Below are 12186 nucleotides of genomic sequence, written 5' to 3'. Positions count from 1 at the left end.
GCCCCCACCCGGGTGCGCTCCCGCGCCGCCGCCTCGCCGCCCCCGCGTTGCCCGCTACCGGGCCCGGGGGCCGTCGGGGCCGGGGATAATGGATCACGCAGGCTCCGGCCGCGTCGCCGGTCGCCGACGGGGACGCCCCGGCCGTACGCGCTCGTTCGATCGAAAGGTCCTCCGTGGCTGACCAGACGTTGCTCGCCGCCCAGCGCCAGGCCCTGATCCTGGAGGCGATCCGCCGGACCGGCGCGATCCGGGTCGCCGAGCTGGTCGAGCAGTTCGGCGTGTCCGACATGACCATCCGCCGGGACCTCGACGCGCTGGTGCGCCAGGGCACCGTGGAGAAGGTCCACGGCGGCGCGGTGGCGACCGGGACGGCCAGCGCCTTCGAGCCCGGCTTCGACGCCAAGTCCGGTCTGGAGGAGGGCACCAAGGCCGCGCTGGCGGACGCCGCGGTGCGGTTGGTGGAACCGGGCAGCGTGGTGGCCCTGTCGGCCGGTACCACGACCTACGCGGTCGCCTCCCGGCTGCTGGACGTGCCGGACCTGACGGTGGTGACCAACTCGCTGCGGATCGCCGACCTGCTGTGGGCGGCGGGGAGCGAGGGCCGGGAGAACGTCCCGACCCTGCTGCTGACCGGCGGGTCGCCGACCCGGTCGGCCGCCCTGGTGGGGGCGCTGGCCGACCAGACCGTCCGGTCGCTGCACGTGGACCTGCTGATCCTGGGCGTGCACGGGGCGAGCGAGCAGGCCGGCCTCACCACGCCCAACCTGGCCGAGGCGCAGACCAACCGGGCCCTGATCGCCTCCGCCCGGCGCACCGTCGTGGTGGCCGACCACACCAAGTGGGGCGTCGTCGGTCTGAGCAGCTTCGCGACCCTGGCGGAGGTCGACTGCTTCATCACCGACGACGCCCTGCCCGCGGCGGCCCGCGGGGTGCTCGCCGAGGCGGTCGGCGAGCTCCTCGTCGTCCCGACCACGGGCTGAGCCCGGCTGATCCCGGGTCCTTCCGGCCCACCCGGGCCCTTCTGGCGGCCCCGGGTGGGCCGGGTGCTCAGCCCACCTTGCGGGCGCCCGCCGAGGGGACGGCGGTGAAGGCAACGGGGGCGGCGAAGCCCGCGGCGTGGAAGGCCGCCGTCACGGCGGTCGAGACCTCGGCCACCTGCGCGGCGCCGACCAGGGCGATGACGGACCCGCCGAAGCCGCCACCGGTCATCCGGGCGCCCAGCGCCCCGGCGGCGACGGCGGCCTCGACCGCGAGGTCCGTCTCGGCGCAGGAGACCCGGAAGTCGTCGCGCAGCGAGTCGTGCCCGGCCGTCAGGACCGGCCCGAGCGCCGCGAGGTCGCCGCGGACCAGGTGGTCGACGGCCTCCAGCACGCGCCCGTTCTCCGTCACCACGTGCCGTAGCAGCGGCCGGAGTTCACCGGGCAGCCGGTCCAGGGCCGGGCCGAGGTCGGCGGCTTCGAGGTCGCGCAGTGCGGGCAGGCCGAGCAGCTCGGCGGCGCGCTCGCAGCCGGCCCGCAGGGCCGCGTAGGCGCCGTCGCCGAGGTCGTGCTTGACCCGGGTGTCGATCACCAGCAGCCGCAGGCCGGCCGCCGCGAGGTCGAACGGGACGTGCCGCTGCTCCAGCGTCCGGGCGTCCAGGAACAGCGCGGTGCCGTCCGTGCAGCAGGAGGAGGCCATCTGGTCCATCACACCGCAGGGCACGCCGACGAAGGCGTTCTCGGCCCGCTGGGCGAGGACCGCGAGCTCCGGGGCGCTCAGGCCGAGGCCGTACAGGTCGTTCAGGGCGGCGGCGGTCGCGCACTCCAGGGCGGCGGAGGAGGAGAGGCCGGCGCCGCTCGGCACGTCGCTGTCGACGTACAGGTCGGCCCCGCCGACGGCGTGCCCGGCCTCGGCGAGCGCCCAGAACACGCCGGCCGGGTAGCCGGCCCAGCTGGTGACCACGCCGGGTTCCAGACCGTCCAGGGCGAGTTCGGTGATCGTGCCGCCGCCCTGGGCGCTGAACAGCCGCAGCCGGCCGTCCTCGCGGCGACGGGCGGTCACCCGGGTGGTGTGGGGGAGGGCGATGGGCAGGACGAAGCCGTGGTTGTAGTCGGTGTGCTCACCGATCAGGTTCACCCGGCCGGGGGCGGCCCAGACGCCGTCCGGGCGGACGCCGTGGACGGCCTCGAACTCGGTGGCCTCGTCGATCATCTGCAGCTCCATGCCTGGCGTGCGCGGTGGGCCCCGCGGTCGGTCTGCACCGGCACGCGGGAGTGAATTCCGACATAATCAAACATGACCGCCCCCACGGTCAATATCTGCGATGTCCGTGTTCATTCGGGTCGGACCGGCGGCCGGAAGCTGCCGCCACCAGCACCGATGCTTGTTGACAAGCGATCGTCTCTGTTTGAATCTGTTGAAGCTCGAAAGTGCCGGGCCCGACGGCCCCACGCGTAAGGAGTACAGCGGTGCACAGAACCGCCACCAAGCTGGCCGACGGCCGCGAACTGGTCTACTTCGACCAGGGGCCGGGCGCGCTCCGCGAGGTCCCGGACGAGCGGCCGCTCGAACCGGCCGCGAGCCTGTCCGAGACCCGGCTCGACCCGGTGCTCGGCGAGTGGGTGACGGTGGCCGCGCACCGCCAGCAGCGCACCTACCTCCCGCCGGCCGGCGAGTGCCCGCTCTGCCCCTCGCGCGACGGACGGCTCAGCGAGATCCCGGCGCCGGACTACGAGGTCGCGGTGTTCGAGAACCGCTTCCCCTCGCTCGCCACCGGCTCCGCCGACCACGTCGCGGCCCGGGACGAACCCCTGCACACCCTCCGGCCGGGCGTCGGCCGCTGCGAGGTGGTCTGCTTCACCTCCGACCACGACGCCTCCTTCGCCGACCTCGACGAACCCCGGGCCCGCCTCGTCCTGGACGCCTGGACCGACCGGACGGCGGAACTCTCCGCCCTGCCCGGCGTACGGCAGGTGTACTGCTTCGAGAACCGCGGCGAGGAGATCGGGGTCACCCTCGCCCACCCGCACGGGCAGATCTACGCCTTCCCGTTCGTCCCCTCCCGCACCGCCCGGATGATCGCCCGGGCCGAGGCGCACCGGGCCCGCACCGGCCGCAACCTCTTCGAGGACCTGCTGGCCGTCGAACGCAGCTCCCCCGAGCGGGTGGTGCTCCGGGGCGAGCACTGGACGGCCTTCGTCCCGTTCGCCGCCCGCTGGCCGTACGAGGTCCACCTCTACCCCCACCGCAGGGTCCCCGACCTGACCGCACTGAACGAGGCCGAGCGCGCCGAGTTCCCCGGCCTCTACCTCGACCTGCTGCGCCGCTTCGACGCGCTGTTCCCCGCCGGGCCGGGCGGGGCGCGCAACCGCACCCCGTACATCGCGGCCTGGCACCAGGCCCCGGGCGAGGGCGGTGCCGAACTCGCGCTCCACCTGGAGCTGTTCACCGTCCGGCGGGCGCCCGGCAAGCTCAAGTACCTGGCCGGGGTGGAGTCCGGGCTGGACGCCTTCGTCACCGACGTCAGCCCGGAGGGCGCCGCCGAGCGGCTGCGGGCCGCCGCACCCGCCTGATCCCGGTCCCGGACGGTTCCGCGTCTCGGAGGGTTCCGGGCCCCGGGCACGACGGCGGCCTCCCGCCCCTGGTGGGGGTGGGAGGCCGCCGTACGGGTGTCGCGGGTCAGGTCCGGGTAGGCCGGGTCGGCGCCGGGGCCGGTCAGCCGGCCGGCTTCGCGGTGACCAGGGCGGTGATCCCCGCGGCCAGCTCGGGGCCGAGCTCGCCCCAGCCGTCCTTGTAGCCGTACACGCCGCCGAGGGTGCGGGCCTCGTAGTCGCCGTTCATGATCTCGATGTCGTTCGCGGTGATGAGGCCCGGGTGGGCGACGCCGACGGCGGAGGAGACCTTGAGCAGTTCCTTGCGCAGGGTGCGCAGGTAGACGGCGGCGCGGGTGGACTTGGAGGCCGGGTCCAGGCCGCGGGCCAGCCAGGGGTTCTGGGTGGCGATGCCGGTGGGGCACTTGTCGGTGTGGCACTTCTGGGCCTGGATGCAGCCGATCGACAGCATGGCCTCGCGGGCCACGTTGATCATGTCGGCGCCGAGGGCGAAGGCCACCGCGGCGTTCTCGGGCAGGCCGAGCTTGCCGGAGCCGATGAAGGTGAGGTCGTCGGTCAGCCCCAGTTCGGCGAAGGTGCCGTAGACCCGGGAGAAGCCCATCCGGAACGGGAGGGAGACGGAGTCGGCGAACATCCGGGGCGCGGCGCCGGTCCCGCCCTCGCCGCCGTCGACGGTCACGAAGTCGACCCCGCGGTCGCCGCGCTCCATCAGCGCGGCGAGCTCCTGCCAGAAGCCCAGGTCGCCGACCGCGCTCTTGATGCCGACCGGCAGGCCGGTCTCGGCGGCGATCAGCTCGACGAAGTCCAGCATCGAGTCGACGTCGCCGAACGCGCTGTGCCGGGACGGCGAGGCGCAGTCCTGGCCGACCGGGATGCCGCGGATCGCGGCGATCTCCGGGGTGACCTTGGCGCCCGGCAGCATGCCGCCCAGCCCGGGCTTGGCGCCCTGGGAGAGCTTGATCTCTATCGCCTTGACCGGGGCGCCGGCGACGACGTCCTTGAGCTTGTCCAGGTTGAAGGTGCCGTCCTCGTTGCGGCAGCCGAAGTAGGCGGTGCCGAGCTGGAGGACGAGGTCGCCGCCCTGGCGGTGGTACGGGGAGAGCCCGCCCTCACCGGTGTTGTGCATGGTGCCGGCCTCCGCCGCGCCCTTGTTGAGGGCGGTGATGGCGGCGCCGGAGAGCGAGCCGAAGCTCATCGCCGAGATGTTCACCACGCTCGCCGGGCGGAAGGCCTTGGCGCGGCCGCGCGGCCCGCCGAGCACCTTGGCCGAGGGCAGCGGGGACTGCGGGTCGTGGAGGTCGGGCAGGGCGCCCGCGAAGGTGCGCTGCTTGACGTAGGCGTGGCCCTGGACGTGCTCGACGTCGACCTCGGTGCCGAAGCCGAAGTAGTTGTTCTGCTCCTTCGCGGAGGCGTAGATCCAGGTGCGCTGGTCGCGGCTGAACGGACGCTCCTCCTCGTTGGAGGTCACGATGTACTGCCGCAGCTCGGGGCCGATCGTCTCCAGCAGGTAGCGGGCGTGCCCGAGCACCGGGAAGTTCCGGAGCAGCGCGTGCTTCTTCTGGATGAGGTCGCGGGCAGCCAGAAGCGCCACCGCTGTCGCGGCGGCCGCGCCGATCTTCCGGGCTTGCATGGACGTTCCTCCTCGGTGCACGACTCCATCGCCGTCGGTGGAGTCGTCCTGTGGTGCAGGGCGTGGGGAGGCGGGCGCGCGGCCGGGAGGGCCGGGCGTCCGCCGGGGGATCCGATGTGATCGTAGGAGGCTTCCCCGGGCGCCCTGCGGGCAGGGGGCGGGTTCGCGGCGGCGCCCGGCCGGGAGCCCGGCCGCGAACCCGCGCGGGGCGGGGCCGAGCCCCCGGTCACGCGGTGACCTTGGCGACGAAGGCGGCCAGGTTGGCCACGGTGCGCCGGATCTTCTCCTCCGTGGTGAGCGACTCGTGGAGCTTGACCCCGACGTCCCGCTTGCCGCGCACGTAGAGCGAGCAGGCGAGGTCGGTGCACATGTACGCGCCGACCGAGTTGCCCTGCTTGCCGGCCTTCCCGGCGAGCGGGGCGACCAGCAGCGAGACGCCGCCGGAGTGGGTGGTGACGCAGAGCGAGCAGATGCTGCGCCGGGCCTGCCAGGAGGCGGCACCGGAGGAGCGCAGCGCGATCGCCACCGTCCGGCCGTCCAGTTCGGCCGCGAGGTAGGCGCGGTCGGGTGCCTGCGGGTCGCGCCAGCCGAGGAAGTCCAGGTCGTCCCAGTCGAGTTCGGACAGGTTGCGGGGTACGTGCAGGCGCTTGGCCTCGCCCTTGCTGCAGTTCAGGAAGGCGGAGCGGATCTGGGGTTCGGTCATCGGCTTCATAGGAGTCAACGTAAATTACCTAGGAGTATTAGGCAAATGTATAATCGGCTCAGGCGATGGAAGGAAATGGAAGGAAGCAGATGGCACGCGTAGGGCTGAACGCGGAACGACTCACCCGGGCGGGAGCGGAACTGGCCGACGAGGTCGGCTTCGACAAGGTCACGGTCTCCGCGCTCGCACGACACTTCGGCGTCAAGGACGCGAGCCTGTACTCGCACGTGAAGAACTCCCAGGACCTCAAGACCAGGATCGCCCTGCTCGCCCTGGAGGAACTCGCCGACCGGGCCGCCGCGGCCCTGGCCGGGCGGGCCGGAAAGGACGCCCTGGCGGCCTTCGCCAACGCCTACCGCGACTACGCCCGGGAGTACCCCGGCCGCTGGGCCGCCGCCCAGCTCGAACTCGACCACGAGACGGCGCTCGGCAGCGCCGCCGTCCGGCACTCCCAGATGACCCGCGCGATCCTGCGCGGCTACGACCTCGCGGAGCCCGACGAGACCGACGCCGTCCGCCTGCTCGGCAGCACCTTCCACGGCTACGTCGCGCTGGAGCGGGCGGGCGGTTTCCAGCACACCCCGCGCACCGCCGAGGACACCTGGGCGCGCATCCTGGACGCCCTCGACGCCCTGCTGCGCAACTGGCCGAAGGCCTGACGGCGGGCGGGGGTGCCGGTGGGCCTCCGGCGGGTCGTCGGCGGGTCCTCGGTGGGGGTGGTGAGGCACGGCGCGGGCGGGGTCAGGCCGTGTAGTGGGCCGTGCGGTAGCCGCCCTCGGCGGTGCGCTCGACGTTCTCGTCCTCCCAGGTGTGGGGGACCTTCAAGCCCCAGCGCTTGCGCAGCACCTTGTGCTCCGCGCGGTTCCTGGTGACGTACCAGGTGCCCATCCGGCACCAGGCGAGCGGTTCGTCGGCCTCGGTGGCCACGGCCCGCACCAGCTGCTGGGCGAACCGGGCCACCGTCGACTCCAGGTACTGGTTCATCCGGTAGGTGGCCTGGTCGCCGTGCTGGAACATGGCGTAGTCGGAGCCGGGTTGGCTGTGCAGCCGGCCGTGCTCCAGGGCCACCGTGCCGTGCCGGGCCACCGGCTCCTGCTGGGTGTTCCTGGCGATCCCCGCGTTGAGCCGGTTCAGCAGCTTGGCCTTCTCCATGGTCGCCTCCGGGATCTGGCCGCCGCCCGTGCCGCCCTGGGCGGAGTACACCTCGTGCAGGTCGTAGTCCCCGGTGTAGAGGTACCGCTTCCAGTTCGGATCGGCCTTGAGGGCCGTCAACGCCGGTCCGCCGCCCGCCTGTTGCATGTCGAGCGGGACGTACGGCTCGCCGTTGGCGCCGGTGTGCACGATCCCGGCGGCGAGCGTCGGGGGCGGGTTGTCGATCCGGACGCCGGCCAGGCCCTGGTTGTTCCAGTGGCCGACGAAGCCGCTCAGGTCGTTGGCGTCCAGCCATGCCAGGATCGTCGCCGGGTCGCCCGCGACCTGCCCCGGGCCAGTGCCGTACTTCTTGTCGACGGAGGCGGGCTTGATCGACTTCTCCAGGATGGTGTGCGGCTTGGCCTTGGCGCCCTCCGCGATCCGCCGGATCGAGTACTCGCCGGTCTCCCGGATCGCGATGGTGTAGTGGTGCTTCTTGCAGATCGCCGAGATGGCGTCCAGGTGGTCCTGCCACACGATCTTCCGCAGGTCGGCCGACCGCTTGCCGAGGGTGACGGTCTGCCCGTCGAATGAGCCCGCCGCGCACGCGGTTTCGACGTTGTTCTCGTCCAGCATCCGCTGCACCACCGGGCGGTGGCCGCCCGGGACCCGCTGGAGCGCACGGCCCGTCGCCGCGTTGCCGACGGTGCGCTGGAGGTCCACGGCGGCCTGCGGGGACACGGCCCCGGCCCCCGGCCCCACTCGTGCGCCGGCCCGGCGGGCCGGGCTCGGGTCGCGCGGGGCGTGCCCGGCCTTCTCGTGTTGCTTCCTCGCCTGCATGCTGCAACCTCCTCGATCCCCTTCGTCCCCGTTATATCGGGAGTCGGGGCGCAGGAGGAGACCGTATCCCGACTTGCCCGCCCGGGAGTTGGGCTCGGGTGCCGGTCCGGGGTGCCGGTCCAGGGTGTCGCTCCTCGGGGAAGTTGCCTCCGGGTTAGTTGTGTGAGCACAATGATTACACCAACACAATTAACCGGGGAGTGTTCCCATGCCCGACGCCGCCCGTCCGCGGCCCTGGCTCGTGCTGGCCATCTGCTGCATGAGCCTGCTGATGGTCAGCCTCGACGTCACCATCCTGAACGTGGCCCTGCCCGCCGTCCGGAGCGACCTGCACACCTCGGTGTCCGGGCTGCAGTGGACGGTCGACGCCTACACCCTGGTCCTGGCGAGCCTGCTGATGCTCTCCGGATCGACCGCCGACCGGATCGGGCGGCGCCGGGTGTTCCGGATCGGGCTGGTGGTGTTCGGCGCGGCCTCCCTGCTGTGCAGCCTGGCCCCCGGGCTCGGCTGGCTGATCGTGGCGCGCATGCTCCAGGCGGTCGGCGGCTCGATGCTCAACCCCGTCGCCATGTCGATCATCAGCAACACCTTCACCGACTCCCGCCAGCGGGCCCGCGCGATAGGCGTGTGGGGCGGCGTCGTGGGCATCAGCATGGCCGCCGGGCCGATCCTCGGCGGGGCGCTGGTGGAGTCGGCCGGCTGGCGGGCGATCTTCTGGATCAACGTCCCGATCGCCCTCGCCGCCTTCGTCCTGACGGGCCGCTACGTCCCGGAGTCGCGGGCGGCCCGGGCCCGCCGGGTGGACCCGGTCGGCCAGACCCTGGTCGTCGTGCTGCTCGCCGGGATCACGTACGCGATCATCGAGTCGCCGCAGCGCGGCTGGTCCTCGCCCGTGGTGCTCGGCTGCACGGCGGCGGCGCTGGCCGCACTGCTGGGCCTGCTCCGGTACGAGCCCCGGCGCACCGACCCGCTCATCGACCTCCGGTTCTTCCGCTCCGCGCCGTTCGCGGGCGCCACCGTGATCGCGGTCGCCGCCTTCGCCGGTCTCGGCGGCTTCCTGTTCGTCAGCTCCCTCTACCTCCAGGACATCCGCGGGCTGGAGCCGCTGCACGCCGGGCTGTACATGCTCCCGATGGCCGTCATGGCCCTGGTGACCGGCCCGCTGTCCGGCCGGATGGTGGCCGCACGAGGCCCACGGACGCCGCTGCTGCTGGCGGGGGCGGCCCTGAGTGCGAGCGCCGTGATCCAGGCGGTCAGCTACTCCGAGCACCTGTCGACCGGTCTGCTGGTGCTCGCCTTCCTGTTGTTCGGCATCGGATTCGGCCTGGTCAACGCGCCCATCACCAACACCGCCGTGTCCGGGATGCCCCGCGCCCAGGCCGGGGTGGCGGCGGCCGTCGCCTCCACCAGCCGACAGGTCGGCCAGTCGCTGGGCGTGGCCGTGATCGGCGCCCTGATGGCGGGCGCGGCGCACTCCGACCCCGCGGCCTTCACCGGGACGGCGCGGACGGCGTGGTGGATCATCGCCGGCTGCGGTGCCGTCGTGCTGGTCGCCGGTACGCTCACTTCCGGCCGCTGGGCCCGGGCGACGGCCGAGCGCACGGCGGCGCGGCTCGCCGCCGAGGAGGCCGGCGAGGAGGCCGGCGAGGAGAGCAGGACGGCGAAGGAGAAGGTGGACGCCTGATGGGGCGCAGTGACACCGGCGGACACCCGGAGGCGGGCGGGGTCGACCCCGGGACGGCGGGCGGGGTCGATCCCGGGACCGCGGGCCGGGTCGATCCCGGGACCGCGGGCCGGGTCGATCCCGGGACCGCGGGCCGGGTCTGGCAGGGGATGAACGCGCTCGTCCTGGAGCGCTACAACCGTCGCAAGGCCGTCGCCGAGGCCCTCGGGATGAGCTTCGGCCGGGTCCGGGCGCTGCGCCGCCTCGCCGGCGGCCCGATCACCCTGCGGGAACTGGCCGAACGGCTGACCGCCGATCCGCCGTACACCACCGTGATCGTGGACGACCTGGTGCGGCGCGGCCTCGCCGAGCGCATCACCAACCCTGCCGACCGGCGTTCCAAGCTGGTCCACCTCACCGAGGAGGGCGAGGCCAAGGCCGCGCTGGCCACCGGCATCCTCACCACCCCGCCGGACGCCCTGCTCGCCCTGCCGCCGGAGGACCTCCGGGCGCTCGACCGGGTGGTGGCGAAGCTCCTGGGCTGAGCGGGGTGGCCGGGTGTGCGGGCGGCTCCCGCGGGTGGCGGGGGACGGTGTGGTGACCGCAGGGTGAAATTAGGTTAGCCTCACCTAATGCACACCGCTTCCCTGGCCGCGACCACGGCCGGATACGCCATGCCCCAGCTCTGGCGGGTCCTCACCAAGGCCGGCTACTTCCTCGGCCTGAGCGGGGCCGTCGGAGCCACCGTCACCTATGCGACCACCGTGCGCCCGGTCCTGCGGGCCCCGGAAACGGGCACCCAGGACGCCGAGGTGCTGCGAAGAAGGGCCGCCGGCTACCTGGCCGGAACCGGCGCCGTCCTGCTGGTCGCGGGCTACTTCCAGCTCGCCGCCCGGGTGGCCCGGGCCGGGAAGGGCATGCCCTTCGGCGACGCGCTCGCCCCGGACCGGATCCTGGACTTCCTGCGGGCGCCCGCGGCCAAGGGCGCCTGGATCGCCCAGGGCACCGTGTACCTGCTGCAGAACGCCGTCCTGGTCGTGGCCGCTGCCACGCTGCTCGCCCTCGCCGTACCGGCGGCCCGCCGCCACGTGGACCGGATCGCCCTCGCCGCGCTGCCCCTCGCCCTCGCCGTCACCCTGGTCGGCGCCGTGCCGACCACCGCTCCCGTCGGCCTGGACGCGTGGCTGAACCTGGTGTTCGACCAGGCCCACATCGTCTCCGGTGTCGTCTGGCTCGGCGGCCTGGCCCTGCTCGTCGCCCTCGCCGGCACCCGCGGGCGCCTCGGCGACGGCGCCGGGCTGCTCTGGGCGGACGTGTGGCGGCGCTTCGGCCTCGTCGCGATGGTCTGCGTCGGCGCGGTCACCGTCTCCGGACTGTGGCTCAGTTGGAAGCACGTCGGCGGCATCTCGCAGCTCTGGACCACCGGCTACGGCGTCGCCCTGCTCGTCAAGGTGCTCCTGGTCGCCGCCCTGGTCGCGGCGGGCGCCTTCAACCAGCTCTGGCTGATGCCCCGGATCGTCCGGGCCCGCGGCGCCGACGACACCGGCCCACTGCTGCACCTGACGCTCCGGCACTTCCCCAAGGTCGTCTGGGGCGAGGTCGCCCTCGGCGTCGCGGTGCTCGCCGTGATGCCGTTCATCTCCGGTTCGGCCCGCACCGAGGCCGGCAGCCCGAAGGCCGTCTCCTCCGGCACCCTCCTCGCCGGCGGCGCCGCGCTCACCCTCGCGTTGGCCGCCTCGCTGTACGCGACGGTGCGGATGTCGGACGCCCTGGCGCGGCGGTCCGCCATGGCCTCAACTGCCTGATCCGCCGGTCCAGTTCACCGTTTCACCGTTTTCACTGTCTTCGTAGAGTGGGGAGTGCCATGGGGCGGGGTTGGGAGGGCATGGCCCTCAGGATGATGCGGGGGCGGGACTTCGAGTTCACCGTCACCGGGGCGGAGGACGTCACCGCGCACTGCCGGCGGCTGAACTTCGCGGACGGCGGCATGCTCGGGTCCACCGGCGTGCACCCCACCATGTGGGTGCGGCTCTGGTTCCCGGACGCGGGGCGCCCGCACCAGCGGGCGTACACCCTGGTCGACCCGGACCCCGCCGGGGGCGCCTTCGGGATCGACTTCGCACTCCACGACGGCCCGGCCAGCCGCTGGGCGAGCACGGCGGGCGTCGGCGACACCATCCAGGCCACCGTCCAGGGGTCCGCGTTCGCCGCCCCCGACCCGACGCCCGCCCGGATGTTCCTCGTCGGGGACCGGGCCTCCGCCCCCGCGATCGGATCCCTGCTGCGCGCACTGCCCGAGGTGCCGGCCACCGTCTGGCTGGAGACCCAGCACGGCAGCGACGAGCACCTACCGCTCGCCCGGACCGGCCGCGACCACCACGACCTCCGGTTCGTCCCCCGCGAGAACGCCGGGGCCCGCCTCGCGGCCCAGGTCCGCACCGCCCTGCCCGACCTCCTCGGCGACCCGGCCGAGGCCTACGTGTGGATCGCCTGCGACACCGCCACCACCCGCGACCTGGCCCGCTTCGTCCGCCGCGACCTCGACGTCCCCAAGCCGCGCACTCACGCCCTCGGCTACTGGCGGCCCTGAGAACCCGTGCGGCCCGGCCGGAGGACGGTCACTCCGGCC

General features: G+C 73.5%; 11 protein-coding genes. 7 read left to right on the top strand and 4 right to left on the bottom strand.

From position 1 onward, the window contains the following. Positions 1-173 precede the first annotated feature (173 nt). The gene (locus ACFXOZ_RS40405) at positions 174-980 is read left to right on the top strand and encodes a DeoR/GlpR family DNA-binding transcription regulator (protein WP_380407961.1); all 807 of its coding nucleotides are present in this window, start codon (positions 174-176) and stop codon (positions 978-980) included. Between the two features lie 67 nt (positions 981-1047). On the opposite strand, the gene galK is transcribed toward ACFXOZ_RS40405, so the two are convergent. Then, positions 1048-2190 carry a galactokinase gene (gene galK / locus ACFXOZ_RS40400; protein ID WP_380595028.1) on the bottom strand — a complete coding sequence of 381 codons (1143 nt, stop codon included), beginning with the start codon at positions 2188-2190 and terminating at the stop codon, positions 1048-1050. Positions 2191-2447: 257 nt separating this feature from the next. Between galK and galT the strand changes: the two genes are divergently transcribed. Continuing rightward, complete coding sequence (galT, locus tag ACFXOZ_RS40395) at positions 2448-3551, top strand: galactose-1-phosphate uridylyltransferase (RefSeq protein WP_380595026.1); 1104 nt, start codon at positions 2448-2450, stop codon at positions 3549-3551. A gap of 142 nt (positions 3552-3693) precedes the next feature. Here the strand turns inward: galT and ACFXOZ_RS40390 are convergent, their stop codons facing one another. Then, the gene (locus tag ACFXOZ_RS40390; protein ID WP_380595024.1) at positions 3694-5220 is read right to left on the bottom strand and encodes an FMN-binding glutamate synthase family protein; all 1527 of its coding nucleotides are present in this window, start codon (positions 5218-5220) and stop codon (positions 3694-3696) included. Positions 5221-5446: 226 nt separating this feature from the next. Then, a complete protein-coding gene (locus ACFXOZ_RS40385; RefSeq protein ID WP_380407969.1) occupies positions 5447-5932 on the bottom strand; it encodes an FBP domain-containing protein in 486 nt (161 codons plus the stop codon). Positions 5933-6012: 80 nt separating this feature from the next. Between ACFXOZ_RS40385 and ACFXOZ_RS40380 the strand changes: the two genes are divergently transcribed. Then, a complete protein-coding gene (locus ACFXOZ_RS40380) occupies positions 6013-6582 on the top strand; it encodes a TetR/AcrR family transcriptional regulator (protein WP_380595022.1) in 570 nt (189 codons plus the stop codon). A gap of 82 nt (positions 6583-6664) precedes the next feature. Here the strand turns inward: ACFXOZ_RS40380 and ACFXOZ_RS40375 are convergent, their stop codons facing one another. Then, positions 6665-7894: a hypothetical protein gene (locus ACFXOZ_RS40375; RefSeq protein WP_380595020.1), complete on the bottom strand. Its 1230-nt coding sequence runs from the start codon at positions 7892-7894 to the stop codon at positions 6665-6667. A 208-nt stretch (positions 7895-8102) separates the two neighbouring features. On the opposite strand from ACFXOZ_RS40375, the gene ACFXOZ_RS40370 reads away from it, so the two are divergent. The 4 genes from ACFXOZ_RS40370 (at position 8103) to ACFXOZ_RS40355 (ending at position 12147) form a co-directional block, all read left to right on the top strand. Continuing rightward, positions 8103-9578: an MFS transporter gene (locus ACFXOZ_RS40370; RefSeq protein WP_380595018.1), complete on the top strand. Its 1476-nt coding sequence runs from the start codon at positions 8103-8105 to the stop codon at positions 9576-9578. After that, a complete protein-coding gene (locus ACFXOZ_RS40365; RefSeq protein WP_380595017.1) occupies positions 9578-10102 on the top strand; it encodes a MarR family winged helix-turn-helix transcriptional regulator in 525 nt (174 codons plus the stop codon). The genes ACFXOZ_RS40370 and ACFXOZ_RS40365 overlap by 1 nt, the downstream gene beginning before the upstream one ends. An 87-nt stretch (positions 10103-10189) precedes the next feature. Then, the gene (locus ACFXOZ_RS40360) at positions 10190-11362 is read left to right on the top strand and encodes a CopD family protein (protein WP_380595015.1); all 1173 of its coding nucleotides are present in this window, start codon (positions 10190-10192) and stop codon (positions 11360-11362) included. 59 nt (positions 11363-11421) lie between these two features. After that, positions 11422-12147 carry a siderophore-interacting protein gene (locus ACFXOZ_RS40355; RefSeq protein ID WP_380595013.1) on the top strand — a complete coding sequence of 242 codons (726 nt, stop codon included), beginning with the start codon at positions 11422-11424 and terminating at the stop codon, positions 12145-12147. The last annotated feature ends 39 nt before the right edge of the window (positions 12148-12186 follow it).

It is taken from the genome of Kitasatospora sp. NPDC059160 (assembly GCF_042755465.1).
Lineage (GTDB): Bacteria > Actinomycetota > Actinomycetes > Streptomycetales > Streptomycetaceae > Kitasatospora.
The sequence above is the reverse complement of the archived record's forward strand: the minus strand, read 5'-3'. Positions and strand labels throughout refer to the sequence as shown.

Bases quoted from the DNA above. Each gene is read 5' to 3' on its own strand.
- ACFXOZ_RS40385 (WP_380407969.1), bottom strand. From the start codon at position 5,932: ATGAAGCCGATGACCGAACCCCAGATCCGCTCCGCCTTCCTGAACTGC.
- ACFXOZ_RS40365 (WP_380595017.1), top strand. From the start codon at position 9,578: ATGGGGCGCAGTGACACCGGCGGACACCCGGAGGCGGGCGGGGTCGAC.
- ACFXOZ_RS40390 (WP_380595024.1), bottom strand. From the start codon at position 5,220: ATGCAAGCCCGGAAGATCGGCGCGGCCGCCGCGACAGCGGTGGCGCTT.
- ACFXOZ_RS40360 (WP_380595015.1), top strand. From the start codon at position 10,190: ATGCACACCGCTTCCCTGGCCGCGACCACGGCCGGATACGCCATGCCC.
- ACFXOZ_RS40355 (WP_380595013.1), top strand. From the start codon at position 11,422: ATGGGGCGGGGTTGGGAGGGCATGGCCCTCAGGATGATGCGGGGGCGG.
- ACFXOZ_RS40375 (WP_380595020.1), bottom strand. From the start codon at position 7,894: ATGCAGGCGAGGAAGCAACACGAGAAGGCCGGGCACGCCCCGCGCGAC.
- galK (WP_380595028.1), bottom strand. From the start codon at position 2,190: ATGATCGACGAGGCCACCGAGTTCGAGGCCGTCCACGGCGTCCGCCCG.
- ACFXOZ_RS40380 (WP_380595022.1), top strand. From the start codon at position 6,013: ATGGCACGCGTAGGGCTGAACGCGGAACGACTCACCCGGGCGGGAGCG.
- ACFXOZ_RS40370 (WP_380595018.1), top strand. From the start codon at position 8,103: ATGCCCGACGCCGCCCGTCCGCGGCCCTGGCTCGTGCTGGCCATCTGC.